This is a genomic window from Georgenia sp. G2120 (genome assembly GCF_055326485.1).
The window spans coordinates 39,147-65,985 of sequence record NZ_JBUZNL010000017.1; the positions used below are offsets into that span (position 1 = coordinate 39,147).

The following is a 26,839-nucleotide window of genomic DNA, read 5'->3' on the forward strand; positions in this document are numbered from 1 at the left end:
CGTAGACGCCGATCGGGACGAGGGCGAGCAGCACCGTGAGGACGGCGACGACGATTCAGTTCCGGCGCGCGCGCCGACCGTCGGCGTCCCGCAGCGCCTCGATCTCCTCGGGCAGCACGGCTCAGAGCGCCCGGAGCGCGCGGGCGCGCACCGGTGGCGTCGTCGCGGGGGTGGGCATGCCCCGATCCTACGGTCGGGCGAGCGCCGGTCAGGCGGCGGGCCGGTCGAGCAGGTCGGCGAGGATCGCGCGGAACCGCTCCGGGTCCTCCAGGTGGGGGCTGTGGCCGATCCCGGGCAGCACGATCTCCTCGTAGCTGCCGCCGTTCGACGCGAACGCGTCGAGCACGGCCCGGGTCTGGCCGACCATCGGCTGGGCGGGGTAGACCTCCGGGCCGGGCCAGCCGGGGACCGCGCCGAGGCTGCCGAGGTGCCCGAACTCCAGCAGGGACGTGTCGGAGACGATGACGTCGGCGTCCCCGCGGACCCAGGCCACCGGCCCCACGCCCCGCACGTCGGCGAACGTCGAGAGGTCGTAGTACCTCGGCGAGAGGGCGTTGTTCATGCCCGCGGTGCCGGGCGCGACGCCGGGCCAGTTCTCCGACGTCGTCGTGTCGCCGGGGTAGTGGTCCTCGCCGATCCGCGTGGACAGCACGGAGTCCAGGAGGAGGTCCTCGTCCTCGACCTGTGCGCCTGCGGCCACGTAGGTCTGGCGGAACACGCTGAGCGGGGAGACGGGGGTGTCGGTCGACCGGTCGCCGGCGGCGATCGCGGCGGCGAAGTCCGGGTTCGCGGTGCCGCCGCCGGACCCCGCGAAGTCGGGCCAGTGCGGCGTGCCCGCGACGTCCTTCGTGCCCCCGAAGCCGTAGGGCGAGGCGGGGGCCTCGAGCAGCATGCGACCCACGCGTCCCGGGTGGTCGACGGCGAGCTGCATGACCACGCCGGCGCCGGCGGAGTGGGCGACGACGTCGACCTGGCCGATCCCGAGCGCGTCGAGCAGCGCCACGAGGTCGTCGGAGAAGTCGCGCATCCCGCGCGTGGCGTCGATCGGTGCCGGTTCGGTGTCCCCGTAGCCGCGCAGGTCCGGGGCGATGCCGCGGCGCCCGCCCGGCAGGGCGCCGAGCAGGTGGTGGAAGAACGCCGACGACGAACAGTTGCCGTGGACCATCAGCACGGGCAGGTGCTCCGACGCCCCCTCGGGGTCGGTGTCGCGGACGTGGACGCGGATCCGCGCCGTACCGACGTCGTGCTCGTGGATCGTCATCGCAGGGCTCCCTCGAGGGCGGGGCGGAGGATCTCGGCGAGGTCCGTCGCACCCCGGTCGGACATGACGACCGTGTAGTGGTTGGTGTCCAGGCTCCACACCACGTGGACGCCCGGCAGCTCCGCGGACCAGCGGTGGACCTCGTCCGCGGTGTAGAGCGGCTCGGCGTCGAGCAGCCCGCGCGGGGCGTGGACGAAGGTCGTCGGGCGCGCGGCGGGGTCGAGCGCGTCGAGGGCCTCGCGCACCGAGGTCCCGCCCACGAGCTCGACCTGGTCCGCGTGCAGCGCCTCGACCGCGGTCGCCGGCCGCAGACGCCCGTCCGGCGTCGGCTCGAGGTCGTGGTCGGTGTAGGCGTCGAACCGCTCGTCCTCGACCCCGGCAAAGGCCGGGTGGTCCCGCCAGAAGTCGCGGTACCCGGCGCGGTCGGCGAACGTGGCGCGCAGCCGGTCGGCCGCCGGCCCGAGCGTGGCGTCCATCGCGTCCTGGGGATCGATCCCCTCCGGCGCCCGCAGCGGGAGACCGCCGTCGACGAGGACGAGCTCCGCCACGAGGTCGGGGTGCCGGTGGGCGAGGACGAGCGAGACGAAGGCGCCCATCGAGTGGCCCACGACGAGGTGCGGCCCGTCGTCGAGCCCCCGCAGCACGGCGGCGAGATCGTCGGTGTGCGCGGCCATCCCGTAGGGGCCACCGAGGCCCGAGGAGCGTCCCCGTCCGCGCAGGTCGGGGGCGACCACCCGTACGTCCGGCAGGGCGTCGGCGAGCCACGCCCAGGCGGCGTGCGAGGACGTGACGCCGTGGACGGCGACGACGGTGGGGGCTTTCGACGGCGCCTCCCACGTGTGGACCGCGAGCGCGCCGCCGGTGACGGCGACGTCGCTGCGGACGGGGCTGCGGCTCACTTCGCGTGCCACCCGCCGTCGAGCACGAACGAGGCGCCGGTGGCCATCGAGCCGTCCGCGCCGACGATCCACGACACGAGCGAGGCGACCTCCTCGGGCTCGACGAGCCGCTTGACCGCCGCCTCCTTGAGCAGGACCTTTTCGAGCACCTCGTCCTCGCCGATGCCGTGCGTGGCGGCCTGGTCGGCGATCTGCTTCTCCACCAGCGCGGTGCGCACGTAGCCCGGGTTCACGCACACCGACGTCACGCCGTGCTCGGCGCCCTCGAGCGCGGTCACCTTGCTCAGGCCCTCGAGCCCGTGCTTGGCGGTGACGTAGGCGCTCTTGAACGGGGAGGCGACGAGCCCGTGGACGGAGGAGAGGTTGACGATCCGGCCCCAGCCGGCGGCGTACATGTGCGGCAGCGCGGCGCGGACGAGGAGGAAGGGCGCCTCGAGCATGATCCGCTGGATGCGGCGGAACGCCTCGGGGTCGAACTCGTGGATGGGCCGGACCACCTGGATGCCCGCGTTGTTGACGAGGATGTCCGCCTCGAGCGAGAGGTCGTCGAGGGCGCGCGTGTCGTCGAGGTCGACGACCCAGCTCTCGCCCCCGATCTCGCCGGCGACCCGCTCGGCGGCGGCCTCGTCCCGGTCGGCGACGACGACGGTCGCGCCGTCGGAGGCGAGGCGGCGGGCGACCGCGGCACCGATGCCGGAGCCACCGCCGGTGACCACTGCGCGCTTGCCGTTGATGCTGCTCACGGGGTGTCTCCTTGCGTGTCGGGGGTGGTGCCGGGCCCGGCGGGAGGCCGGAGCCCGCGCTCGACCATGGCCATGGTCGAGTCGAAGATCTTCTCGGGCAGCCCGTGCTCGACGGACCGCTCCTCGTCGTCGGAGGTGGTCTCGCGCTCCCACATCACCCAGCGCATGCCGACGAGCTCGCCGACCCCCATGAGGGCCCAGGCCACGGCCTCCGGGTCGAGGTCCTCGGCGACCTCGCCGGCCTCCTGGGCGGCGCGCAGCCCGGTCGTGTAGCCGCGGGCGATGGTCTCGTAGTGCATGTGGAGGACGTCCGAGGCGACGAACTCGGCCTGCCGCATGATCCGGTAGAGGGCCGGGTTCTCCGCGGTGAACCGGAAGAACGCGGCGAACCCGGCGCGCTCGGCGGCGATGCGGTCGGTGTGCTCGGAGGACGCGGTGAACATCGCGCGGCGCACGCGCGAGTTGAGGTCGCGCACCACCTCCTCGAACACCGCGAGCTTGGTGTCGAAGTAGAGGTAGAACGTCCCCTGGCCCACGCCCGCGCGGTCGGTGATGCGTGCGACGGAGGCGTCGTGGAAACCGTGCTCGGCGAACACGTCCGTCGCCGCGGCGAGGATCGCGGCCCGGGTGCGCGTGCCGCGGGCGGTGGTCGGGCGGGTGCTCATGCGTCGCTCCTCGTCTCTCGGGGGCCGACCGGGTCGCCGGACGGCAGGGGAAGTCGTGCGCGGTCGACCTTGAGCAGCGTGATGCGGGGCAGCTCGTCGACGAACGTCACGTACCTCGGGCACTTGTACGCCGCGAGGCTCTCCCGGGCGTGCGCGACCACGGACCGTGCGTCGAGGTCCGCGCCGGGACGGGCGACGACGACAGCGTGCCCGACCTCGCCCCAGTCGGTGTCCGGGACCCCGACGACGGCGACGTCCGCGATCCCCGGGTGCGCGCGCAGGACGGACTCGACCTGGGCGGGGGAGACGTTCTCCCCGCCCGTGATGTACATGGCCGAGCGGCGGTCGACGATCCGCACGTACCCGGCGTCGTCGCGCTCGGCGAGGTCGCCGGTGCGCAGCCAGCCGTCGTGGAACGCCGCCCGGGTCGCCTCGGGGTCGTCCGCGTAGCCGGCGAACACGGCGGGGCCGCGCACGAGCAGCTCCCCGGTCCCGGCGCCGTGGTGGACCTCGCCGCCGGTGAGCAGCGCGACCTCGACGTGGGCGTAGGGGCGCCCGACGGACCCGACGTGGTCGCCCGCCTCCTCGGCGGGCAGCACGAGCACGTTCGGCGCGGCCTCGGTCAGCCCGTAGCCCTGGAACACGCGCACGCCCCTCGACTGCCAGACGGCGAGCAGGTCGTGCGGCATCGGGGCGCCGCCGACGATCGCATGGGTGAGCCCGTGGAGGTCGGCCGAGGCGAAGTCGGGGTGCTCGGCGAGCATCCGGTAGTGCGCCGGGACGCCCATCATCGTCGTCACGCGGCGGCGACTGAGCAGGTCGATGACGGCGCCGGGGTCGAAGTCGGGCTCGAGGACGACGGTGGCGCCCGTGCGCCAGGCGAGCAGGGGCTGCACGTTCCAGCCGCCGGAGTGGAACTGCGGCATGATCCCCAGCACGACGTCCTGGCTGGTCATGCCGGTGGCGTCGCCGAGGGACGCGTTCGTCCAGTAGCAGTTGGCGTGGGTGAGCAGCACGCCGCGCGGGCGGCCCGTCGAGCCCGAGGTGTACAGCAGCAGGACGGGGTCCTCGTCGGCGGGGACGGACGCGCCGGGGGGTTCGTCGTCGGGCGTGCGGGGTTCGTCGTCGTCGGGCGTGGGAGCGTCCGCGCCGGCCGGACCGACCGAGGCTCCCCGCGCCGGGACGGCGGACTCGACGCCGTCCGGTCCCAGCAGCGCGAGCGGCGGGGGAGTCGGGGAGGCCGAGGCCGCGGCCCGCGCCGCCCCCTCGAGCTCGGCGGAGGCGAGGAGGAGGGCCGGCCGGCAGTGCGCGACGAGGTCGGCGAGCTCCGCGCCGGCGAGCCGCCAGGACAGCGGCGCGAGGACGAGGGCGGCCTTCGCGCAGGCGAAGAACGCGACGACGTGGTCGGTCGAGCTGCGGGTGAGCGTGGCGACCCGGTCGCCCCGCCGGTAGCCGGCCGCCCGCAGCGCCTCGGCCAGGGCGCTCGAGCGGTCGTCGAGCTCGCGGTACGTCAGCAGCCGGCCCCGCTCGTCCACCGCGATGCGCCCCGGCGCGAGGCGCGCCGAGGCGCTCACCCAGCGGCCGACGGTGTGTCCGCCGGGCGCGGGTGCGCGCGTGTGGTCGAGCGGGCGGGTGGGCATCAGGCCACGTCCTCCAGCCGGGCGCGGGAGGCGCGTGCGCCGCCGGTGCGGCGACCCGTCAGGCGGGCCCACAGGCGCGTGAGACCGCCCGCGATGCCGCCGGGGGTGAACAGGACGACGAGGATGAACAGCGCCCCGAGGATGAAGTTCGGCTCGGACAGCGGGATCTCGAGCCAGGCCGGGAGGGACTGGATCGACTCCGTGGCCGCGAGGGTCGAGAGCCGGCTGACGAGCAGCGTGTAGACGATGGCGCCCGTGATCGCGCCCCAGCGGGACCCGACGCCGCCGAGCACCACCATGATGAGGACCGAGATCGTCATGTCCGCGCTCGTGGTGTGCGGGGTCGCCGTGGACTGCAGGAGCACGTACGCCATGCCGACGATCGCGGCGAGCACGCCGGCGAGGCCGAAGGTGAGGACGCGGATCGGGTAGGGGCCCTGGCCCATGACGCGCACGCGGGTCTCGTTCTCGCGGGTGGCCTCGACGACGTGGCCGGCGCGTGAGGACTGGAACCACGTGACGACCACGTAGACGAGGACGAGGATCGCCAGCGCCAGCCAGAACATGTGCTTGGTGTTGAGCACCCCGACGAGCAGGTCGGGCACGTCGGCGGTCTCGAGGCGCAGGCCCTCCTCGCCGCCGGTGATCGCGGAGCCGCGACGCACCGCGACGTTGCCGGCCTGGGCGAACGCGAGGGTGACCATCGCGAAGGACACGCCGGCCACGCGCAGCGAGACCGCGCCGACGACGTGGGCGAGGACCGCGACGCCGAGGACGACGAGGACGATGGCCACGGCGAAGTCGATCTCGTACTTGAGCAGCAGGGCGAGCCCGTAGGCGCCGGCGCCGAAGTAGAGGGCGTGGCCGAAGCTCAGCATGCCCGCCACCCCGTAGACGAGGTGGTAGCTCAGCGCGAGCGCGGCGTAGAGGAAGCACAGCGCGAGCAGGCCGAGGGCGCCGGGGAGGTAGGTCGGCCCGGGCAGGACGCCGGGGACGCTGATGTTGAGCAGCGGCAGCAGGCCGGCGAAGACGACGAGGACGACCCCGACGACCGCGGGCGCCACCCAACTACGGCGCACGCCGGTGCGCGGCGGGACGCTGGTGGGCGTGGCGGCGGTGGCGCCGGAGCGGGTGGCGCCGTCGGGGCCGGTCGTGGGCGCTGTCGCCGGTCCGGTCGTGGCGGACGCGTCCTCGCCGCGGTCGCGGGTGGTGGTGGCCGCGGTGGCTCCGGTGGTGCCGCCGGTGGCGGTGGGATCGGTGGTCATGCGGTCCTCCCCATGAGGCCGGCCGGTCGGACGAGAAGCACCACGGCGAGCAGCAGCACCGCGACGAGGTCGCCCACGCCGAGGTAGGCGTTGGCCAGCTGCTGGAGCACCCCGACGAGGACGGCGGCGATCGCCGCGCCCAGGAGCGAGCCCATGCCACCGATGACGGTGACGATGAAGGCGAAGATGAGCATCGTCTGGCCCAGGTGCGCGGACGTGTACTGGTAGAAGTGCGAGGCGAGGACGCCGCCGAGCCCGGCCGCGGCGCCGCCGATCGCGAACATCAGGGTGAACGAGCGGCGCACGTCGATGCCGAGCGCCGTGACCATCGACCGGTTCTCGACGCCGGCGCGGATGATGAGCCCGTACCGGGTGTAGCGCAGGAACAGGGCGAGGGCCGCGAGGACGAGGCCCGCGGCCACGATGAAGACGAACATCGAGTTCGGGACGTTCGCGCCGAGGATCGACGTCGTGCGGGTCATCCACGCGGGCGAGGTGAGCGAGAAGTCGGCGTTCGAGCCCCAGATGCCCTCGAAGAGGGCGATCCCGCCGAGTCCGAGGCCGACGGTGACGAGGACCTGCTCGATGTGGCGGTTGTACAGGGGCCGGATGAGCAGGAGCTCGGTGAGCGTGGCGAACACGGCGCCGACGAGGACGCCCGCGAGCAGGGAGACGAGGAAGCCGCCCCACGTGCCCGCGCCGACGATCTTGGCGACCTCCCAGCCGACGAGGCCCGAGAGGGAGAGGAACGCGCCGTGGGCGAAGTTGAGCACGCCCATGAGGCCGTAGATGAGGGAGAGCCCCGAGGCGGCGAGGAAGTACAGCGCCCCCAGGCCGAGGCCCGTGAACAGCAGGAGGACGAGGGTGCTCATCGGGGGGCCTCCGCCCGGTCGTGGGTGGCGCCGGCGCCTGCTCCGGCGCCGGCGGTGGCGGGCTGCTCGTGCGAGCCGACCCCGAGGAGGCGGGAGACGGCGTCGGGGTCCGCGAGGAGCTCGGCGGCGGGGCCGGTGTGGACGACGTGCCCGGCGTCGATGACGATCGCGTCCGTGGCGAGCTGCTCGATGACGGGCAGGTTCTGCTCGACCAGCAGGACCGGGACGGTCCGCGCGGCGATCGCCAGGGCGTCCGCCACCTCGTTGACGATCCGCGGGGCGAGGCCCTTGGTCGGCTCGTCGACGAGGAGGAGGCGGTTGTCGTTGAGCAGGGCGCGGGCGAGGGAGACCATCTGCTGCTGGCCGCCCGAGAGCGTGCCGGCGCGCTGGCCGGCGCGGGCCACGAGGTCGGGGAACAGCTCGTCGACGAGCTCGCGGCGCTCGGGGTTGCCGCCGTCGCGCTCGGCGAGGCGCAGGTTCTCGGCGACGGTCAGGGTGCCGAAGACCTCGCGGTCCTCGGGGACGTAGCCGATGCCGCGCCGCACGATCGCGTGCGTGTGCAGCCGGTCGATCCGCTCCCCGGCGAAGGTCACGGTGCCGCTGCGCTCGATGAGGCCCATGACCGCCTTGATCGTCGAGGTCTTGCCGACGCCGTTGCGGCCGAGGACCGCCGTCACGCCGGTGGCGGGCACCTCGAAGGAGACGGACTCGACGACCTGCTGGCCGCCGATGTGGGCGCGCAGCTTCTCGACCGTGAGGACCGCGCTCATGCGGCACCTCCGAGGTAGGCGGACTTCACTCGGGGGTCGTTCATGATCGTCTCCGGTTCGTCGACGGCGAGCACCGAGCCCTGGTGGAGGACCGCGACGCGGTCGACGAGGCCCATGACGACGTCGACGTGGTGCTCGACCATGAGGACCGTGGTCGAGCGCGTGCGGTGCAGCCGGCGGATGACCTCCACCAGCGAGGGGACGTCGGAGCGGGAGACGCCGGCCATCGGCTCGTCGAGCAGGATGACCTTCGGCTCCATCGCGAGGAGCACGGCGATCTCGAGCTTGCGCTTGTCGCCGTGGGACAGGCCGCCGGCGGGGACCGCCGAGCGGTGCCCGAGGTCGACCTCGTCGAGGCGGTCGAGCGCGACCTTCGTGGCGGCGTCGTTCCGGGTGGGGAAGCGCAGCACCGACAGGCCGCCACCCATCGACGTCTGGGCCGCGAGGCGCACGTTCTCCAGTGCGGTGAGCGCGGGGAACAGGCTCGAGGTCTGGAAGGTCCGGCCGATCCCGGCCCGGGCGCGGGTGTGGACGCGGGCGCGGGTGATGTCCGTGCCGTCGAGCAGGATCCGGCCCGCGGTGGGCCGGTGGATCCCCGAGATCATGTTGAACAGCGTGGTCTTGCCGGCGCCGTTGGGGCCGATGACCCCGAGCATCTGGCCGCGCGGGACGTCGAGGTCGATGTCCGTGAGGATCTTCGCGCCGCCGACCTGGAAGTAGAGGCCGGCCACGCGCAGGGCGACGTCGTCCGGGGTGGTCGGTGCGGCGTACGGATCGGTGTCCGGACCGGTGTCCGTGGGGGTGCTCATCGGCTGCCTCTCTGGCGGGTACGGGGAGGGCGCGGGACGGGGGCGGCGCGCTGTGCTGCGCCGCCCCCGACGCGGTCGGTCAGGAACCCTCGGCCACGGGCGGGGCCGCGTCCTCGGCGGAGATCGTGTCGACGAGCTCGGGGACCCATTCGCCGTCCTGGTCGACCAGGTGGGCGTGGAACATCGGCTGCAGCAGCGCGTGGTCCTCCGGGCGGATCGAGTAGTCGCCCTTCGGGCCCTCGAACTCCCAGCCCTCGAGGGCGGAGACCATCGCGTCGACGTCGTCGGCCGCGCCCTCCTCGATGGCCTGGACGATCATCTGGGCGGCCGTGAAGCCGTCCGGCGTGAAGAGGTCGACGGTGCCGCCGGCCGCCTCGACGTGCTCGATCATCGCGGCCTCGATGTCGTTGCCGCCGGCGCCCGCGAAGTAGTGGTTGAGGAAGTCGATCTCGCCCGAGCCCTCGCCGAACGCGTTGTAGGTCGAGACGTCGCCGAGTCCCGTGACGACCGTGGTCGACTCGAGGACGCCCTGCTGCGAGAGCGACTGCCACATGGCGCCGGAGGTGGCGCCCGCCCAGGCGACGAACACCATGTTCGGCTCCTCGCCCTGGATCTGCGTGGTGAACGGCGTGAACTCGGTGACGTCCTCGGGCACGAGCACGGGCACGACCTCTGCGCCCTGCTCGCCGAGCACGGCCTCGACGGCGGCGACGTTGCCCTGTCCGAACGCGTTGTCCTGGGCGAGCACGACCACGGTCTGGCCGTCGACGTCCGTGAACTGGCCGGCCGTGGCCACGTCCTGCAGCGACTGGCGGCCCGAGCGGAAGGTGTACTCGTTGATGCCGGTGACGGGGTCCGCCGCGGCAGGGCCGGAGACGTAGAGGATCTGGTTCTGCTCGGCCTGCTCGGCGAGCGCGAGGGCGATGCCCGACGACGCCGTGCCGGTGATGATCTGCGTGCCCGCGCCGATGACGTCGCGGGTGTGACCGAGCGCGGTGTCGACCACGCCGGCGTCGTCGAGGATCTCGACCTCGATCTCGTGGCCGCCCGCGACGCCGGTGCCGTCGGTGGCGTAGTCGAGGCCGGCCTCGAAGCCGTCGACGAACGCCTCGCCGTAGGCGGCCAGGGGGCCGGTGGTCGAGGTGATGAGCGCGACGGGGACGGGGTCGCCCGTGGCCTCGCCGCCGCCGGAGCCCGACTCGCCGCCGGACTCGGAACCGCCGTCCGCCTCGGCGTCGTCCTCGCTGGGGGCGCACGCGGCGAGAGCGGTCGCGGTCGCGACGCCCGCAGCCAGGGCCAGGATCTTCGTGCCTACTCGCATGATTCCGCCTTCGTTGGTGGAGAGGTGCGGACCGACGGGGGCTGTCCGACCGCAGAACCTGACGAGTGATTCAGGTGTCAGTATGGTGCGGACGGCGAGCCCGCGTGTCAAGCCCGACCCGCCGACCGCCCCGTTCGTCGAGATTGCGGTTGGTGCTCACCGAGATTACGGTTGGGAGCGGGGGACTGGTCGAGCGTGCGGGTGAGAGGCGGCGAACTGCCGAGCGTGCGGCGTGGATCGGTCGGCCGTGCGGCGGGGGGCTGCCGAGGTCGCCACGCATTGGTCGAGAGTGCGGCTCAGGTCCGTCGACATCGCGACTTGTCGCGCGACGGCCGCCGCGGCTCGCCTGGTAGCTCGTCGGGCACCTCGCCGGAGCGTGCCGCGACTCACGTTCGAGGAGGTCGATCGGGCGTCGGAACGGCGGGGGCTGCGTGTTAGAGTTTCCGTCGTTGTTCAGGTGACCGGGAGCCTTCCGGAAGCCGAACAGACACCCTGTCCGGGTGGCGGAATGGCAGACGCGCTAGCTTGAGGTGCTAGTGCCCGTATTAGGGCGTGGGGGTTCAAGTCCCCCTCCGGACACAGAATGCGGCCGGCCCCCTTCGAGGGGGCCGGCCGTTCTCGTCGGTTCGCGCGTCAGGGCCGGTCGGCCGCCGACTGTCGGCCCTGGTCGACCCCGACGGCCGGTCAGCTGCGGGTCCCGGGCCCTGGTCGACCCCGACGGCCGCTCAGCTGCGGGTCCCGGGCTCCGTCTGGGTGCGCGTCTCCGCAGTCCCGGAGTCGGTGCCAGTCGCATCCGTGCCGGCCCCGGAACCACCGGCCCCGGAACCACCGGCCTCGGAACCGCCCGCCGCGGCGCCGCCTGAGGTGCCGGCGCCGGGGGAGTCCGGCGCGCGGTCGCCTGCCTCCCGGTCGCGGTCGCCGCCCTCCGGCGCGCGGTCGGCCGCCGCGTCCTGCGCGTCGCCGTCGTGCCCGAGGGCGTTCCCGGCGGCATCGCGCGCCTTGTCGATGATGCCGTCGTGCTTGCCGCCGGTGGCCTTGCGCGCCGCCCCCTCGACCTTGTCGAGCAGCTGCTCGCCCTGCTCGCCCCGCAGCGCGTCCTTGGCCTTGTTGAGGTACTTGTCGAGCCCCATGCCGGTCTCCTCGTCGTCGTGTCCTGCGTGCTCCTCGACCTGGCGCCGCGTCCGCGGGGCCGGTCGACGGTCGGGGAGACAGTCTGACGGATGACGCCCGCTCGCGGCGATCCGGCCGGGCGCCGCGGTGCTCAGGCCGGCTCGTGCGCGAACACCTCGCCGATCGGCACGCCGAACGCGTCGGCGATCCGGAAGGCCAGCTCGAGCGACGGCGAGTACTTCCCCGCCTCGAGGTTGACGATCGTCTGCCGAGAGGCGCCGATCCGCTCGGCGAGCTCGAGCTGCGTCATCTCGTCGGCGAAGAATCGCAGGCGCCGGATGTTGTTCGTGATGCGCAGCCGCTCAGCCACGAGCGCCCCCGCCCTCGTGGGCCACGATCGTCCACACGTTCTCGGCGAGAGAGCCGACCGCGACCGCCGCCAGCTGGACGTGCAGCCCAGCCACTGCGGACGCCCCGAGCGCCATCGCGGCAAGCGCGACGACAAGTCCGAGCCCGACGACGATCGCGTCGACCCTCCCCGCGCGCAGCTCGATGAGCGAGTTCTGCTCGTCGTCCGCCATCGATGCGCGCATGATGCGTTCGACCTGCGACGTGTCCTCGCGGGCCTCCGTGGCGGCGACCCCCACGGCGAGCCCGACGTGGAAGACCATCTGCACGACGACGAGGACCACCACCCACAGGCCGGCGAAGATCAGCATGAGTGTGGCCCACGACCGTAGGTCGGCGCCCGTCCCGCTCCGTCCCAGCGCGACGACGACGTAGGCCGCGACGAGTGCGACGACGCCGACGATGTAGGCGATCGACCGCTTGCTCCGGTAGGACATGGCCCCAGCTCCTCGTGTCCAGCGCATTCAACAGAATGACAAACAGAATGTACATCATGTCGCGTGTGGCGGACAAGAGCGTGGACGGTTGGTCGAGAAGGCCGGTGGGCTGATGTCTCCGTGCGTGAGCGATCCCACGCCGGTCAGTACCCCTGCCAGATGTCGCTGACAGGAGTGTGCGGGCACACCCGCTCCCACTCGGCCTCGTTCTCCGGGGTGCCGCCCCCGCCGCCGAAGCTCTGCTCGCTGCCGTCGAGCCGGGCCACGTGGTGCTCGCCCTCCATCTCGTACTCGACCACGAGGCCGTCCTCGGTCCGACGCCCGACGGCGTTGGGGAGCATGATCCCTGTCCCGTCCCCGTCGTAGCCGTGCTCGCCCGTCATCACCGGGCATCCCTCCGGCGACGCGACGAGGTCGCCGATGATGAGCGCCTCCATCACCATCTGTCCCGGCGAGTGCGCCCAGGTGGGAACGGCGAAGGTGTCCTGGTCGGATGCGTCAGAGCCGTCGGACCCGGTTCCCTCCGATGGCGAGCCGTCGGCTGTCGGTCCGTCCGTTACCGGGTCGTCCGTTGGCGAGCCGTCGGAGGTGGCCCCGGCTGAGGGCGAGCCGTCCGGGGGAGCGGTCCCGTCCGTGACCGGTGCGGACCAGCATCCGGCGAGCAGGCTCGCGCCGGCCAGGGCGGCGAACGTGGTGGTCGGTCGTCGCACGGTGCCCTCCAGGTCACGGACCGCCCGGGCCGGGGCGGTGCCCACCATGATGGCTGCCTGCCCGGCGCGGCGGGCGCCTCGTGGCGCATCGGTGACCGGCGGTCGTCGGATCGTGACCTCATCGACCGAACCGCCCGACGCGCGGGCCCCGTCCTGCGCCGCGCACCCGGGCATGCGGCTAGCCTGGACGATCGCCGTGCCGCCGGTCCGCTCCCGCTCCGGTCCCGGTGCAGGTCGTGGCCGTAGCCGCGACACGCTGACGAGGACACTCCCGTCGATCAGCCCGACACGCCCCCGACCCAGAAGGCCTGACCCGTGAGTACACCCCTGGAGCACTACGCCCTGCTGTCCGACCAGCGCACGGCCGCTCTCGTGTCTCGGGACGGGAGCATCGACTGGCTCTGCTTCCCCCGCTTCGACTCCTCCGCGGTGTTCACCGCGATCCTCGGGACGCCGGGCGACGGCCGGTGGCGGCTCTTCCCGCCGGGCGGCGAGCTCGACTCGCGCGAGTACGTCGAGGACACGTTCGTGCTCGAGTCTCACTGGACCACGCCGACCGGCACGCTCACCGTCACGGACTTCCTGCCGATCGACGAGGACCCCGCCGCCCCGACGGCGGACCTCGTGCGCTCCGTGACCTGCACGTCCGGGCACGTCGAGGTCGAGCACGACCTCAGGCTCCGCTTCGACTACGGCGCCGCGACCCCCTGGCTCCAGACCGTGGAGGTCGACGGCGCCTCCGAGATCCACGCGATCGCCGGCCCCGACTCGCTCGCCCTGCGCGGGCCGTCGCTCGCCCAGGTCAACGGCTCGTGCCGAGGCACCTTCGCGATGAGCGAGGGCGAGACGCTCACCTGGGTCCTGTCCTGGTCGCCGTCCTACCTGCCCGACGCCCAGCCGCGGCCCGAGACCCTCACCCCGGTCGCCACGATCGCCTACTGGCGGGCGTGGGCGCGGCGGATCGACGCGAGCGGCCCCTACGCCGCCGAGGTGCGCCGGTCCCTGCTCGTCCTGCGCGCGCTCACCGAGAGGCTCACCGGCGGCATCGTCGCGGCCCCGACCACCTCGCTTCCGGAGGAGTTCGGCGGCGAGCGCAACTGGGACTACCGGTTCGTGTGGCTGCGCGACTCCGCGCTGACGATCGAGGCCCTGCTCAGCCACGGCTTCGTCACCGGCGCCCGCGCCTGGCGCACCTGGCTCCTGCGCGCCATGGCCGGCGACCCGCACGACCTGCGGATCATGTACGGGCTCGACGGCTCGCGGCACCTGCCCGAGCTGGAGCTCACGCACCTCGAGGGCTACGAGGGGTCCCGCCCCGTCCGGATCGGCAACGGGGCGGCCCACCAGTTCCAGGCCGACGTCGTCGGGGAGGTCATGGTGGCCCTCGAGCTCGCGCGCGAGGCCGGGCTGGAGGAGACCGAGTTCTCCTGGGGGCTCCAGCGCGCGCTGCTCGACTACGCGTGGGAGCGGAAGGACGACGAGGACCACGGCATCTGGGAGATGCGCGGCGAGCCCGCGTTCTTCACGCACGGCCGGGCCATGATGTGGGCGGCGTTCGACCGGGGCGTCCGCGCGGTCGAGCGGTACGGGCTCGACGGCGATGTCGAGACGTGGCGCGAGCGCCGTGACCTCATGCGCGAGGAGATCCTGGCCCACGGCTGGAACGCCGAGATCGGCTCCTTCACCCAGACCTACGGCTCGCGCGAGGTCGACGCCTCGCTGCTCCAGCTCGCGCACATCGGGTTCGTCGCCTACGACGACCCGATGATGCTCTCGACGGTGGCGCGGATCGAGGCCGACCTGCTCGACGAGCACGGCTTCCTCCACCGCTACCGCACGGCCTCGGGACTCGACGGCCTCGCGGGCGACGAGTACCCGTTCCTCATCTGCTCGTTCTGGCTGGTCGAGCAGTACGCCCGCTCCGGGCGCACGGACGACGCGCGGCGCACGATGGACGCCCTCGTGGCGGTCTCGTCCGACCTCGGGCTGCTCGCCGAGGAGTACGACACGAGCGCGGGGCGCCTCGCCGGCAACTACCCGCAGGCGTTCAGCCACCTCGGGCTCGTGCGCGCGGCCGACGCGCTCACGCCCCGGGCACCCGCGACCCCGCGCGAGAGCGACGACGCCGACGACGACTGAGCTCGCGCGGGCGGCTCGGGCGGCTCGGGCGGCTCAGGCGGTCCAGTCGCGGACCGGGAGCGCCTCGAGTCGGTCACCCGCGCGTACCCCGTCGACCTCCGCCGGAACGATCGCCAGGGCCTCCGCGCGGGCGAGGCTCGCCACGAGGTGCGAGCCGGCGCCGAGCGGGTGCGGTGGCTCGGCGACGAGCTCGTCGCCCGTGCGGCGCAGCGCGACCGGCGTGTACTGGCGTCGACCCGCGCGGGCCCGCCACGCTCGGCCCGCCACGACCGGCAGCGTGCGCGTGGGGGCCTCGGTGCCCGCGAGCAGCGCGAGCAGGGGGCGCACGAGCACGTGGAACCCGACGAACGAGCTCACGGGGTTGCCGGGCAGCGCGACGAGCGGCACCGCGCGGCCACCGACCTCGACCGCGCCCGCGCCCTGCGGGCGGCCGGGCTGCATGGCGACGTCCTCGAGCACGAGGTCGTCCCCCAGTGCCTCCCGGACCACCTCGTAGGCGCCCTGCGACACCCCGCCGGCAGTGAGCACGAGATCGGCGTGCGCGCCGGCGAGGAGGGCACGGAGCGCCGATACGTCGTCGGCGCAGCGCGCGAGGGTGGGGATCCCGCCGGCCTGCGCGACGAGCGCGGCGAGCAGCGGCCCGCCCGAGTCGGGGACCTCGCCCGGTCCGGGTGGCGTGCCGGGCTCGGCCAGCTCGTCCCCGGTGGCGACGACGAGGACCCGCGGGCGGGGCACGACGGCGAGGGTCGCGTGGCCGACCGACGCGGCGGCAGCGACGTGGGCGGGGGTCACGCGCTCGCCCGCCGGCAGCACGACGTCCCCGACCCGGGCGTCCTCGGCGGCGGGGCGCACGTGCGCCCAGGCGCCCGGCCGGACGTCGAGACGGACCCGGGCCGGCGCCGGCCCGGCACCCGCGCGGTGGTCGGTGCACTCGACCGGGACCACGGCGTCCGCGCCCGCCGGCAGCGCCGCCCCGGTCATGATCCGCATCGCCGTTCCCGGCGGCAGCACGGCCGGGCCGGAGCCGGCGGGAAGGTCCCCGGCGACGACGAGCTCGAGCGCGCCGTCCGGCAGCAGGTCGACGTCGGACGTGCGCACCGCGAAGCCGTCCATCGCCGACGCGGTGAAGGGCGGCACGGCGACGACGGCGGCCACCTCGCCCGCGAGGACCCGGCCCGGCGCGTCCGCGAGGGAGACGTGCTCCGCCGCGACGGGTCCGCGGGCGGCGACGGCGTCGCGGCCGAGGCGGAGGAGGAGATCGAGGTGCTGCTCCACCGGGACCGCGGGGCCCGACCCGCACGCGTCGTGGTCGTGGTCCTGCTCGGCGACCTTGGCCCGCCCCCACGTCGAGGTGCTCACGACCGCTCCAGGGTGCGCCGGACGGCGTCGATCGCGTCGGGCAGGGCGGCGCCCCGCCCCACCGCGATCCCGACGAGGTAGGAGGAGACCGGGGCCATCGAGCGTTGGACGCCCTCGGCGACCTCGCCGGTCAGCACGTGGACGGTGTCGACGTCGCCGGCCGGGTCGACGAGCGGGGCCTCCCCGGCGGTGGATAGGCCGAGCTCGCGGCATGCCGCCTCGAGCCACGGACGCAGGTGCGTGTCCCAGTCCTCCTGCTCGGTCACCGGCGGACGGCCGGACCCGCGCGCGCGACGCTCCCACGTGCGACGGTCCGCGGGGGTGTCGACGTCGTCGGCCTGTGCCCCCGGGGCAGGGACGCCGGCGAGCACGAGGGGGGCGAGCAGGTCGCGCACCGACCTGTCATGGGGGGAGCCGAGCTCGGTCACCGCCCGGCGCAGCGACGCCGTACGGGCGCGCAGGGCGAGCCACTCCCGGCGGCCGTCGGGTCGCTCGAGGACCACGCCGTCGACGCCGTCGGGCAACGGCCCCGCTGCCTCGAGCGTGGCCACGACCGCCGCGGCCCCGGGCAGGTCGCACGCGAGGACCAGCACCTCGTCGTCGAGAGTGCGGTTGGGAGCCGTGTCGGGCGTCGCCGAGCCTTCGTTGCCGAGAGTGCGGTTCGCCCCGCCGTCGAGCGCGCGCAGGCCGGCGGCGATCCCCGCGGCCGGCCCTCCGAGCGGCGGGTCCTCGAGGGTGCGCAGCACGCCTGCCGGTACCTCGACCGCGTCGGACGCGACCACCACCCGTGGGTGCGCCCCGGCGAGGGCGTCGAGCACGAGGTCGAGCATGCGGCGCCCGCCCACGGTGACGTCCGGCTTCGAGACACCCCCGAGGCGCCGGCCCTCGCCGCCCGCGAGCACGATCGCGGCCGGCATCAGAAGTTCACCTTCTCCCAGCCCCGGCGGCCCTGCGGGGCGGCGCCGGACTTCGAGCGGTAGACGATGTAGGGGCGGGTGAGGTAGCCGAGCGGCACGCTGAAGACGTGGACGAGCCGCGTGAACGGCCACAGCGCGAACAGCAGGACGGCCGAGAACACGTGGGTCTGGAACAGCACCGGGGCGGCGGACATCAGCTCGACGTCGGGCTGCAGCGTCCAGAACTGGCGGAACCAGATCGACACACCCTGCCGGTAGTCGTAGTCGCCGAGCGCGGAGTCGAAGATCGTCGCGGCCGCACCGGCGAGGATCGTCACCGTGAGGAGCAGGTACATCACCTTGTCCATCACGGTGGTCGCGCCGAAGACCCGCCGGTTCGTGCGTCGCCGGTAGATGAGCAGGAACAGCCCTCCCACGCAGGCGACGGCCGCCGCGAGCCCGATGGTGATCGCCATGAGGTGGTAGGCGTGGTCGCTCAGCCCGATCGCGTCCGTCCACGAGGCGGGGATGCCCAGTCCCACGGCGTGGCCGAAGAAGATGCCGATGATGCCGAAGTGGAACATCGGCGACCCGATGCGCAGGAGCTTCGACTCGTAGATCTGGCTCGACCGGGTGGTCCACCCGAACTGGTCGTAGCGCCAGCGCCACACGTGGCCGAGCACGAACACCGCCAGGGCGACGTACGGCACGACCACCCACAGCACGGTCTGCAGCGTCTCGTTCATCACCGGTTCCTCACGGGAGTCAGGGGGAGGAGCTCGTGCCCGCCCGGGCCGGTCGCGGGGGCGGCGCCGGCACCGACGCCGGCGGGCACCGGGCCGTGGTCGTGCCCGGAGCAGGTGTCGTCGCCGTGCATGAGCGGCGGCATGTCGTGCTCGGCCCCGTAGCCGTCGAGGCCGACCATCTCCTCCGCCGGCCCCTCCTCGACGAGGCGGCGGACCGCCGCACGGTCCTCGCCGTCGAGCTCGGGCAGGGTCGCGCACACGGCCTCGACGGCGCCGTGCCACGGCGAGCCGATGTCCTCGAGGTGGAGCCGGAGGAGCTCGAGGCCCGCGCGGTTGGCGAGCAGGATCTTCTCGGCCGCCGCCGCGTCGTGGCCCGCACCGAGCTCGAGGACGAGCGTGAGGTGGTCCGGGAGCTCGTCGTCGCGGACCACGAGCCCGGCCCGGCGGTAGGCGTCCTTGACCCGCACGAGCGCGAGGCCCCGGCGCCGCGTGTCGCCGTGGCTGAAGTAGGTGAGGTGGAGGCACCCGCGCCGGCGGGTGTCGAACGTGTCGACGTAGGTCGAGCGCAGCTCCTCGACGTCGGTGGCCGACAGCGCGTCGAGCACCGGGTCGAGCATGGGCCCGAACCGCTGCGGCAGCCGCGAGACGAGCCGGCGCAGGTCGGGCAGGCGGGCGAGCAGCTCGTCGCCCGGGTAGTCCACGAGCCACGACGCCGCGGCCCACACGGCCTGGGTCTCCTCGACCGGGTCACCGGCGGCGGTACGGCCGGGCGCCGACGGGCCGCGGGCAGGGCTCCCGGCGGCCCTCGACGACGAACCGCCGTTCGTCGTCGGGCCGTTCCCTGCCTGTCCGGACCGCCCGCCCAGCGCGGGGAAGGCGCGCTCGACGAGCCGCGCGAGGGCACCCATCAGGCGGTCCCCGCGGCGGGGCGGCGCGAGGGGAACAGGCCGGACGGCATCCCCTTCCCGTCCCAGTTGAGAAGGTTGACGCGGCCGGGCTCCTCGGGGCGGGTGTTGATCGGGCCGGCCGGCCCGCCCGCCGAGACGCCGGCCATGCCCATGTCCTGCTCGGGCAGGTGCATCATGCCGGGGCCGCCGTCGGAGTTGAGCGGGCAGTCGGTCCCGGTCCCCTCGAGCTGGTGCGCCTGCTCGGAGTGGCCCACGGGGATGACGTATCGCTCGTCGTACTTGGCGATCGCGAGCAGCCGGTACATCTTCTGCATCGACGCGCCGGTCATGCCGACCGCCTCGGCGATCTCCTCGTCGGGCTCGCCGCCGAGGTTGATGTCCCGCATGTACGAGCGCATCGCGGCCATGCGGGCCAGCACCCGCTGGACGGGCACGACGTCGCCCGCCGTGAAGAGGTTGGCGAGGTACTCCACCGGGATCCGCATCTGGTCGATCGCGGCGAAGAGCGTGGCGGCGTCCTCGGCGTCGGCACCGGTCTCCTGGACGACGTCGACGACCGGGGACAGCGGCGGGACGTACCAGACCATCGGCATCGTCCGGTACTCCGGGTGCAGGGGGAGGGCGACCTCGAACTCCTTGATGAGCCGCCACACCGGGGAGCGCCCGGCCGCCTGGATCCAGTCGTAGGGGATGCCGGCCTTCTCGGCGGCGTCCTGCACCTCGGGGTCGTGCGGGTCGAGGATGACGTCCTTCTGCGCCTCGAGCAGCGCGTGCTCGTCCTTCACGGACGCGGCTTCCGTCACGCGGTCGGCGTCGTAGAGGACGAGGCCGATGTAGCGCAGCCGTCCCACGCAGGTCTCGGAGCACACCGTCGGTTCGCCCGCCTCGATGCGGGGGTAGCAGAACGTGCACTTCTCGGCCTTGCCGGTCTTGTGGTTGAAGTAGATCTTCTTGTACGGGCACCCCGAGACGCACATGCGCCAGCCGCGGCACTGGTCCTGGTCGACGAGGACGATCCCGTCCTCCTCGCGCTTGTAGATCGCGCCCGAGGGGCAGCTCGCCGCGCAGCTGGGGTTGAGGCAGTGCTCGCAGATGCGGGGCAGGTAGAACATGAAGGTGTTCTCGAACTCGAGCTTGACCTTGTCCTCGAGCCCCTTGAGCATCGGGTCCTTGTCGCCCGCCGCGTAGGTGCCGCCGAGGTCGTCGTCCCAGTTGCCCGACCACTGGACCTGGACCCGCTCACCGGTGATGAGCGACTTCGGGGGAGCGGTGGGGATGTGCTGCTGCTGGGGCGAGGCGAGCAGGTTGTCGTACTCGTAGGTCCACGGCTCGTAGTAGTCCTCGATGCCGGGGAGCTTGGGGTTGTTGAAGATGCGCAACAGCTTGCTCACGCGCCCGCCGCCCTTGAGGCGCAGCCGGCCCGAGCCGGAGACCTCCCAGCCGCCCTTCCACTTCTCCTGGTCCTCGTAGCCGCGCGGGTAGCCCTGGCCGGGCCGCGTCTCGACGTTGTTGAACCAGATGTACTCGGTGCCCTGCCGGTTGGTCCACGCCTGCTTGCACGTGACCGAGCAGGTGTGGCAGCCGATGCACTTGTCGAGGTTCATGACCATCGCCATCTGGGCCATCACTCGCATGTCGGATCTCCTTCGGTGGCGGGGGCGGTCAGTACTCGACCGGCGTGGTGCGGCGGCGGATCACGGTGACCTCGTCGCGCTGGTTGCCGGTGGGGCCGTAGTAGTTGAAGGCGAAGGCCAGCTGGGCGTACCCGCCGACCAGGTGGCTCGGCTTGAGCATGATCCGCGTGAGCGAGTTGTGGATGCCGCCGCGGCGGCCCGAGGTCTCGGACAGCGGCACGTTGACCGTGCGGTCCTGCGCGTGGTGCATGAACGCCGTGCCGCGCGGCATCCGGTGGCTGACGACCGCCCGGGCCGAGACGACACCGTTGCGGTTGACTGCCTCGATCCAGTCGTTGTCCGCGATGCCCACGGCCTCGGCGTCCTCGACGCTCATCCAGATCGTCTGCCCGCCGCGGGACAGGTTCATCATGAAGAAGTTCTCCATGTACATCGAGTGGATCGCCCACTTGTTGTGGGGCGTGAGGTAGCGGACGGCGATGCCGTCCCCGCTGCGCTCGCCCACCCGCGTCTCGCCGAACAGCGCCGTCATGTCGAGCGGCGGGCGGAACACCGGCAGCGACTCGCCCATCTCGAGGATCCAGTCGTGGTCGAGGTAGAAGTGCTGGCGCCCGGTGAGGGTGTGCCAGGGCTTGCGCCGCTCGACGTTGATCGTGAACGGCGAGTAGCGCCGCCCGCCGGTCTCGGACCCGGACCACTCGGGCGAGGTGACCACCGGCACCGGGGCCGCCTGGGTGTCCTTGAACGTCACGTGCCGGCCGGCGTTCTCCTCCGCGAGGTCCGCGAGGCGGACGCCGGTGCGTCTCTCCAGCGTGCGGAAGCCCTGGAGTGCCATCTCGCCGTTGGTGGTGCCGGACAGTCGCAGGATGAACTCCGCTGCCTTGAGGTCGGTCTCGAGGCTCGGCTGACCGGCCCCCACGCCCGACTCCACGCGGCCGTTGAGCGCCCTCAGCTCCTCGACGTCCTCGCGCACGTCGTAGGTGACGCCCTTCGTCGTCATGCCGAGCTTCTCGAGGAGCGGGCCCACGGACGTGAACTTCTCGTGGATCTTCGTGTAGTCCCGCTCGACCTCGACCAGCTTCGGCAGCGTCCTGCCCGGGACGGGCTCGCACTCGCCCTTCTTCCAGTCGAGGACCTTGCCCCGGGGGGTCGCCATCGCGTCCGGGGAGTCGTGCTGGAGGGGGAAGGCGACGACGTCGGTCCGCGTCCCGAGGTGGCCGACGGCGAGCTCGCTGAACCGCTTGGCGATCGTGCCCCACGAGTCCCAGTCGGTGCGCGACTGCCAGGGCGAGGAGATCGCCGGGTTGAACGAGTGGACGAAGGGGTGCATGTCCGTCGTCGAGAGGTCGTGCTTCTCGTACCAGGTGGCCGCCGGAAGGATGACGTCCGAGTGCAGGGTCGTCGAGGTCATCCGGAAGTCGAGCGTGAGGACGAGGTCGATCTTCCCCGCCGGCGCCTCGTCCCGCCACGTGACGTCGCGCGGCCGGAACTCCGGCGGCGTCTCCTCCGCCCGCACGTCGTTGTCCACCCCGAGCAGGTGCTTGAGGAAGTACTGGTCGCCCTTGGCGGAGCTGCCGAGCGTGTTCGCGCGCCACATCGACCAGATCCGCGGGTAGTTCTGCGGGGCGTCCGGGTCCTCGGCGGCGAAGCTGATCCCGCCCTGCTTGAGCTGGTCGACCAGGTAGGGGATCGTCTCCTGGCCCGCCTCCTTCGCGCGGTCGGCGACGTCGAGGGAGCTGATGTCGAACTGCGGGAAGTAGGGCTGCCAGCCCAGGCGCTGGGACAGGGCCACGGCGTCGGCGGTCGTGGTGCCGGCGAACGAGCCGGCGCCCGTGCGCGCGGCGAGCCGGTCGGCGCCGAACTGGTCGTAGCGCCACTGGTCGGTGTGCATGTACCAGTAGGTCGTCTGCGTCATCTGGCGCGGCGGGCGGGACCAGTCCAGGGCGTTGGCCAGGTGCAGCCACCCGCTGATGGGGCGGACCTTCTCCTGGCCCACGTAGTGCGCCCAGCCGCCGCCGTTGACGCCCTGGCAGCCGGTGAGGTTCGTCAGCGTGAGGAACGTGCGATAGATCGTGTCGGAGTGGAACCAGTGGTTCGTGCCGGCGCCCATGATGATCATCGAGCGGCCCTTGGAGTCCCGCGCGTTGGCGGCGAACTCGCGGGCGATCCGGGCGGCCGCGGCCGCGGGGACACCGGTGATCGCCTCCTGCCAGGCCGGGGTCGCAGGCTGGGTGGCGTCCTCGTAGCCCGTGGGCCACTGCCCGGGCAGGCCGGGACGGCTCACCCCGTACCGGGCGAGCAGGAGGTCGTAGACCGTGGTGACGAGGCGGTCGCCGACCCGCCGCACCGGCACGCCGCGCAGCACGTCGTGGGCCTCGCCCTGGTCCGCGGTGTCGAACCGGGGCAGCGCGACCTCGACCGACTCCTCGGCGTGCTCGAGCAGGCCGAGCGCGGGCACGATGTCGCCGAGCTCGAGGTTCCAGCGCCCCTCGCCGTCCGCGGCGAAGCGGTGGCCCAGCGTGCCGCCGGGGACGGCGGGCCGCCCGGTGGCGGCGTCGAGGACGACGGGCTTGAACGCGGCGTGCTCGGTGCTCGCCTCCTCGCCCACGAGGTCCGCGCCGAGGTCCTCGGCGACGACGAACTTCCCGGACCGCCACGTGCCGTGCTCGTCCTGCGTGACCTCCACGAGGAACGGCAGGTCGGTGTAGCTGGTGACGTAGTCCGTGAAGTACGCGGTGGGGGACTCGACGAAGAACTCGCGGAGGATGACGTGGCCCATCGCCATCGCGAGGGCGGCATCCGTGCCCGGGTGCGGGGAGAGCCACTCGTCGGCGAACTTCACGCTCTCCGCGTAGTCCGGCGCCACGGAGATGACCTTCTGGCCCCGGTAGCGGGCCTCGGTCATCCAGTGGGCGTCCGGCGTGCGGGTGAGCGGGACGTTGGAGCCCCACATGATGAGGTAGGACGCGTCCCACCAGTCGCCCGACTCCGGGACGTCGGTCTGGTCGCCGAAGACCTGCGGCGAGGCGGGCGGCAGGTCGGCGTACCAGTCGTAGAAGCTGAGCATCGAGGCGCCGATGAGCTGGTGGAAGCGGGCGCCCGAGGAGAAGGACACCTGGCTCATCGCGGGGATGGGGGAGAACCCGGTGGCCCGGTCCGGGCCGAGCTCCTTGACCGTGTAGACGTAGGCGGCGGCGACGATGTCGACCGCCTCGTTCCACGTGGCCCGCACGAGGCCGCCCTTGCCGCGCGCCGACTTGTACCGGCGGGCCTTCTCCGGGTCCTCGACGATCGACTTCCACGCGAGCACCGGGTCGCCGCCGGGGACCTGCGCCCTCGCCTCGCGGAACATCCTCACGAGCTCGCCGCGCACGTAGGGGTAGCGCACCCGCGTGGGCGAGTACGTGTACCAGGAGAAGGAGGCGCCGCGCGGGCAGCCCCGCGGCTCGTACTCCGGGCGATCGGGCCCGGTCGAGGGGTAGTCGGTCTGCTGCGACTCCCAGGTGATGATCCCGTCCTTGACGTAGACCTTCCACGAGCACGACCCCGTGCAGTTGACGCCGTGGGTGGAGCGGACCACCTTGTCGTGGCTCCACCGGTCCCGGTAGAAGGAGTCGCCCGAGCGGCCGCCCTCGTAGTGGATCTCCCGGTTGTCGGTCGAGACCGGCGCCTTCGAGAACATCTTCCGCACGCCGATGAGGGCGTCGGACAGCGAGCTGTCGAGCCCGGCCGCGGTGCCTCGGTCGGAGTCCTTGACGGTCATGAGGTCCTCCCGTGGTCGGTGGTGGCGCCCGGTGCGGCGTCGTCGGACGAGGTGGTGGTGGCGGGGGTGCCGACGTCGGCGGCCCTGCGTCTCGCGGCCCGGCCCACCATGAGCGTGATGACGATGGCGCCCGCGGCGGCGACCGCGAGGGCGAGGAGCCCGAGCCCGTAGTTGGACTGGTTGATCCACAGCTGGCCGAGGATGAGCGGGGGGACGAAGCCGCCCAGGCCGCCGGCGGCCCCGACCAGGCCGGTGATCGCGCCGACCTTCGCGGGGTCGGAGGCCTGGCCGACGAGACCGAACACGGCGCCCGTGCCGAGGCCGAGGCCGATCGCCATGACGAGGAAGGCCACGGTGCCGATGCCGCCGAGCGAGGGGTTGATGCTGAGGACGACCGCCATCGCGGTCACCGTGACGTAGGACGTGAGCAGGGTCGTCACGGCGCCGATCCGGTCGGCGAGCAGCCCGCCGATCACGCGGCAGGCGACGGCGAGGACGACGAACCCGCCCATCCGCGCGGAGGCGTCGCCCGGGTCGAGCCCGTACTCGTTCTGCAGGTAGGTCGGCAGGTAGACGGAGAACGCGACGTACCCGCCGAACGCGATGGCGTAGAGGTACATCGCCTGCCAGGTCAGTGGCAGCTTGGCGGCTGCGCCTACCTTGGCGACCATCGAGGTGCGCGAGGGGGTCCAGCCCGGTGCGTCCTTCATGAGGAACCAGGCGGTCACCGCGTAGGCGGCGAGCACCACGGCGGCGACGAGGAACGGGATCGTCTCGCCCGCCTCGACGTACAGCGGCACGGTGGTGAACGCGGAGATCGCGGTGCCGACCATGCCGGCGCCGTAGATGCCCAGGGCGAGGCCCCGCCCGCTCGGCGGGAACCACGAGTTGACGAAAGGGACCCCGACGGCGAACACCGTTCCCGCGATGCCGAGGAAGAAACCGCCGACGAGAAGCGCCGCGTAGCTGTCCTGCCCGAAGAATCCGAGAAACAGCACCGGGACGATGCTCACGAGCGAGATGAGCGGCATCATCACCGGCTCTTCACATTCGAGGGTGTAGTTGGGGTCGGAATCCGCCCGTCTCGAGTAGTGATCGGGCGATGTAATTGGTCAGGTTGCGGAAGCCGAGGGCCGAGCCGCGCAGGTGCTCGAGCCTGCCGTTCATGGCCTCGGTGGGGCCGTTGGACGTGCCGGGCCGGTCGAAGTAGGCGAGCACGTCGGCGGCGCGGCGCTTCAGGGTCCTGCCCAGCTTGCGCAGCTCGGTCAGGGCGGCTGGCACGGTGGAGCTGACGGAGGCGATGAGCTGGGCCATGAGCTGGCGACCATGTGCGCGGTCGGGGACGCGGTAGGCGGCGATCATGCGCTGGTAGACGGCCCAGGCGGCCTCGACCGCTACGTGGGTGTCGCCGTCGAACAGGCCCTCCAGGCGCTGGGACTGCTTCTCGGTGAGCAGGTCGGCGCCGGTGTGCAGGGTCCGGCGGGCGGCGTAGAGCGGATCGCCCTTGCGGCCCCGGTGCCCGCAGGTGTCCTGCTGGACACGGCGCCGGCAGTCATCGAGCGCGTCGCCAGCGAGGCGGACCACGTGAAAAGGATCCATGATGGCGACCGCGTCGGGCAGCTCTTCGGCGGCGGCGGTCTTGAACCCGGTGAAGCCGTCCATCGCGACGATCTCGACCCCGTCGCGCCAGTCCTGCGGCCGGCCCGCGAGCCACTGCTTGAAGGCGTGTTTCGAGCGGCCCTCGACCATGTCCAGCAGCCGGGACGGGCCGGTCCCCTCGCGAACAGCGGTGAGGTCGATGATCACGGTCACGAACCTGTCGCCGCGGCGGGTGTGGCGCCAGACATGCTCGTCGACACCGATGGCGCTGACGCCGTCGAACCGGGTCGGATCATCGATGAGGACGCGGCGTCCTTCGGTCAGGACCGCGGCGTTGGCGGTGTTCCACGAGACCCCCAGCCCCTCGGCGACACGAGCGACACTCAAGTGCTGGCACACGATCCCTTCCAGCGCCCACCGCAACCCGCGGCGGGAGAGCCGAGCGCGCGGCTCGGCCGCGGCGGTCGTGTCCTGACGCCACACGTGCCCGCAGCCCGTGCACCGGTACCGACGCACCCTCACCTCCAGCGTCGTGGGACGCCACCCCAAAGGCTCGTGAGCGAGCTCGCGCGTGACGGTGTCCCGCGCGACGCCCTCGCACCCGCACCGCCGGCACCAGCTGTCCGGTTCGACGACCCTGCAGGCCAGGACCGCCCGACCAGGCTCGATGCGCTGGCCGACGACCTCCAAGCCGAGCTCGTCCAGACGAGCGAACGTGGTCAGATCAGGGCGGGCGAAGGTAGCGTCAGGCACGTCGAGGTCTTCCCGGTGGGTGGCGTGAGAACCCCCATCATCGGAAGACCTCGACCCCTATCTGGACGCTGACACGCCGGCACCTCGCTCACCACCGCGCCAGGCCGTCTACACCCTCAATCCGGAAGAGCC

At 72.9% G+C, this 26,839-nt stretch carries 23 protein-coding genes and 1 tRNA gene; 2 read left to right on the plus strand and 22 right to left on the minus strand.

Annotated features, from left to right (window positions below; translation table 11 throughout):
• Nucleotides 1–208 precede the first annotated feature (208 nt).
• The 10 genes from ACZLMO_RS15135 to ACZLMO_RS15180 all read right to left on the minus strand — a co-directional run bounded on the left by ACZLMO_RS15135 (nt 209) and on the right by ACZLMO_RS15180 (nt 10,245).
• A complete protein-coding gene (locus ACZLMO_RS15135; protein ID WP_425715775.1) occupies nt 209–1,261 on the minus strand; it encodes an alpha/beta fold hydrolase in 1,053 nt (350 codons plus the stop codon).
• Entirely contained in the window at nt 1,258–2,160 is a 903-nt protein-coding gene (locus ACZLMO_RS15140) for an alpha/beta fold hydrolase (RefSeq protein ID WP_425715774.1), read from the minus strand. Before ACZLMO_RS15140 ends, ACZLMO_RS15135 begins: the two co-directional genes overlap by 4 nt.
• Complete coding sequence (locus ACZLMO_RS15145) at nt 2,157–2,903, minus strand: 3-hydroxybutyrate dehydrogenase (RefSeq protein ID WP_425715773.1); 747 nt, start codon at nt 2,901–2,903, stop codon at nt 2,157–2,159. The genes ACZLMO_RS15140 and ACZLMO_RS15145 overlap by 4 nt, the downstream gene beginning before the upstream one ends.
• A complete protein-coding gene (locus ACZLMO_RS15150; RefSeq protein WP_425715772.1) occupies nt 2,900–3,568 on the minus strand; it encodes a TetR/AcrR family transcriptional regulator in 669 nt (222 codons plus the stop codon). The genes ACZLMO_RS15145 and ACZLMO_RS15150 overlap by 4 nt, the downstream gene beginning before the upstream one ends.
• Nucleotides 3,565–5,208: a class I adenylate-forming enzyme family protein gene (locus ACZLMO_RS15155; protein ID WP_425715771.1), complete on the minus strand. Its 1,644-nt coding sequence runs from the start codon at nt 5,206–5,208 to the stop codon at nt 3,565–3,567. The genes ACZLMO_RS15150 and ACZLMO_RS15155 overlap by 4 nt, the downstream gene beginning before the upstream one ends.
• Nucleotides 5,208–6,473: a branched-chain amino acid ABC transporter permease gene (locus ACZLMO_RS15160; RefSeq protein WP_425715770.1), complete on the minus strand. Its 1,266-nt coding sequence runs from the start codon at nt 6,471–6,473 to the stop codon at nt 5,208–5,210. The genes ACZLMO_RS15155 and ACZLMO_RS15160 overlap by 1 nt, the downstream gene beginning before the upstream one ends.
• On the minus strand, nt 6,470–7,345 hold the full coding sequence (locus ACZLMO_RS15165; protein WP_425715769.1) for a branched-chain amino acid ABC transporter permease: 876 nt from the start codon (nt 7,343–7,345) through the stop codon (nt 6,470–6,472). Before ACZLMO_RS15165 ends, ACZLMO_RS15160 begins: the two co-directional genes overlap by 4 nt.
• Nucleotides 7,342–8,115: an ABC transporter ATP-binding protein gene (locus ACZLMO_RS15170; protein WP_463654195.1), complete on the minus strand. Its 774-nt coding sequence runs from the start codon at nt 8,113–8,115 to the stop codon at nt 7,342–7,344. The genes ACZLMO_RS15165 and ACZLMO_RS15170 overlap by 4 nt, the downstream gene beginning before the upstream one ends.
• Complete coding sequence (locus ACZLMO_RS15175) at nt 8,112–8,924, minus strand: ABC transporter ATP-binding protein (protein ID WP_463654196.1); 813 nt, start codon at nt 8,922–8,924, stop codon at nt 8,112–8,114. Before ACZLMO_RS15175 ends, ACZLMO_RS15170 begins: the two co-directional genes overlap by 4 nt.
• 79 nt (nt 8,925–9,003) lie before the next feature.
• Nucleotides 9,004–10,245: a substrate-binding domain-containing protein gene (locus ACZLMO_RS15180; RefSeq protein WP_463654197.1), complete on the minus strand. Its 1,242-nt coding sequence runs from the start codon at nt 10,243–10,245 to the stop codon at nt 9,004–9,006.
• Nucleotides 10,246–10,739: 494 nt separating this feature from the next.
• Between ACZLMO_RS15180 and ACZLMO_RS15185 the strand changes: the two genes are divergently transcribed.
• A tRNA-Leu gene (locus ACZLMO_RS15185) sits at nt 10,740–10,824 on the plus strand.
• A 146-nt stretch (nt 10,825–10,970) separates the two neighbouring features.
• Here the strand turns inward: ACZLMO_RS15185 and ACZLMO_RS15190 are convergent.
• The 4 genes from ACZLMO_RS15190 to ACZLMO_RS15205 form a co-directional block, all read right to left on the minus strand.
• The gene (locus tag ACZLMO_RS15190) at nt 10,971–11,375 is read right to left on the minus strand and encodes an antitoxin (protein WP_425715885.1); all 405 of its coding nucleotides are present in this window, start codon (nt 11,373–11,375) and stop codon (nt 10,971–10,973) included.
• A gap of 131 nt (nt 11,376–11,506) precedes the next feature.
• Nucleotides 11,507–11,725: a helix-turn-helix transcriptional regulator gene (locus tag ACZLMO_RS15195; RefSeq protein WP_425715884.1), complete on the minus strand. Its 219-nt coding sequence runs from the start codon at nt 11,723–11,725 to the stop codon at nt 11,507–11,509.
• Nucleotides 11,718–12,200: a hypothetical protein gene (locus tag ACZLMO_RS15200; protein WP_425715882.1), complete on the minus strand. Its 483-nt coding sequence runs from the start codon at nt 12,198–12,200 to the stop codon at nt 11,718–11,720. Before ACZLMO_RS15200 ends, ACZLMO_RS15195 begins: the two co-directional genes overlap by 8 nt.
• A gap of 143 nt (nt 12,201–12,343) precedes the next feature.
• Complete coding sequence (locus tag ACZLMO_RS15205) at nt 12,344–12,910, minus strand: hypothetical protein (RefSeq protein WP_463654198.1); 567 nt, start codon at nt 12,908–12,910, stop codon at nt 12,344–12,346.
• Nucleotides 12,911–13,225: 315 nt separating this feature from the next.
• Here ACZLMO_RS15205 and ACZLMO_RS15210 point away from each other — a divergent pair, with 315 nt between their 5' ends.
• Nucleotides 13,226–15,049: a glycoside hydrolase family 15 protein gene (locus tag ACZLMO_RS15210; protein ID WP_463654199.1), complete on the plus strand. Its 1,824-nt coding sequence runs from the start codon at nt 13,226–13,228 to the stop codon at nt 15,047–15,049.
• A 33-nt stretch (nt 15,050–15,082) separates the two neighbouring features.
• Here ACZLMO_RS15210 and ACZLMO_RS15215 read toward each other — a convergent pair whose 3' ends face one another.
• From ACZLMO_RS15215 to ACZLMO_RS15250, 8 genes are read right to left on the minus strand one after another with little or no spacing between them, the layout of a single operon-like run.
• Entirely contained in the window at nt 15,083–16,408 is a 1,326-nt protein-coding gene (locus tag ACZLMO_RS15215) for a molybdopterin molybdotransferase MoeA (protein ID WP_425715879.1), read from the minus strand.
• Complete coding sequence (locus ACZLMO_RS15220) at nt 16,405–17,325, minus strand: NTP transferase domain-containing protein (protein WP_463654200.1); 921 nt, start codon at nt 17,323–17,325, stop codon at nt 16,405–16,407. Before ACZLMO_RS15220 ends, ACZLMO_RS15215 begins: the two co-directional genes overlap by 4 nt.
• The gene (gene narI, locus ACZLMO_RS15225; protein WP_463654201.1) at nt 17,325–18,050 is read right to left on the minus strand and encodes a respiratory nitrate reductase subunit gamma; all 726 of its coding nucleotides are present in this window, start codon (nt 18,048–18,050) and stop codon (nt 17,325–17,327) included. The genes ACZLMO_RS15220 and narI overlap by 1 nt, the downstream gene beginning before the upstream one ends.
• Nucleotides 18,050–18,958: a nitrate reductase molybdenum cofactor assembly chaperone gene (gene narJ, locus ACZLMO_RS15230; RefSeq protein ID WP_425715876.1), complete on the minus strand. Its 909-nt coding sequence runs from the start codon at nt 18,956–18,958 to the stop codon at nt 18,050–18,052. The genes narI and narJ overlap by 1 nt, the downstream gene beginning before the upstream one ends.
• Nucleotides 18,958–20,592 (minus strand): nitrate reductase subunit beta, encoded by a 1,635-nt coding sequence (narH, locus tag ACZLMO_RS15235; RefSeq protein WP_425715875.1) that lies wholly within the window; start codon nt 20,590–20,592, stop codon nt 18,958–18,960. The genes narJ and narH overlap by 1 nt, the downstream gene beginning before the upstream one ends.
• Nucleotides 20,593–20,620: 28 nt before the next feature.
• Nucleotides 20,621–24,355 (minus strand): nitrate reductase subunit alpha, encoded by a 3,735-nt coding sequence (locus ACZLMO_RS15240; RefSeq protein WP_425715874.1) that lies wholly within the window; start codon nt 24,353–24,355, stop codon nt 20,621–20,623.
• Nucleotides 24,352–25,389, minus strand: coding sequence for an MFS transporter (locus ACZLMO_RS15245; protein WP_463654202.1), 1,038 nt, complete (start codon nt 25,387–25,389; stop codon nt 24,352–24,354). Before ACZLMO_RS15245 ends, ACZLMO_RS15240 begins: the two co-directional genes overlap by 4 nt.
• Nucleotides 25,390–25,399: 10 nt before the next feature.
• Nucleotides 25,400–26,707 (minus strand): ISL3 family transposase, encoded by a 1,308-nt coding sequence (locus tag ACZLMO_RS15250; RefSeq protein WP_425713489.1) that lies wholly within the window; start codon nt 26,705–26,707, stop codon nt 25,400–25,402.
• Between the last annotated feature and the right edge of the window lie 132 nt (nt 26,708–26,839).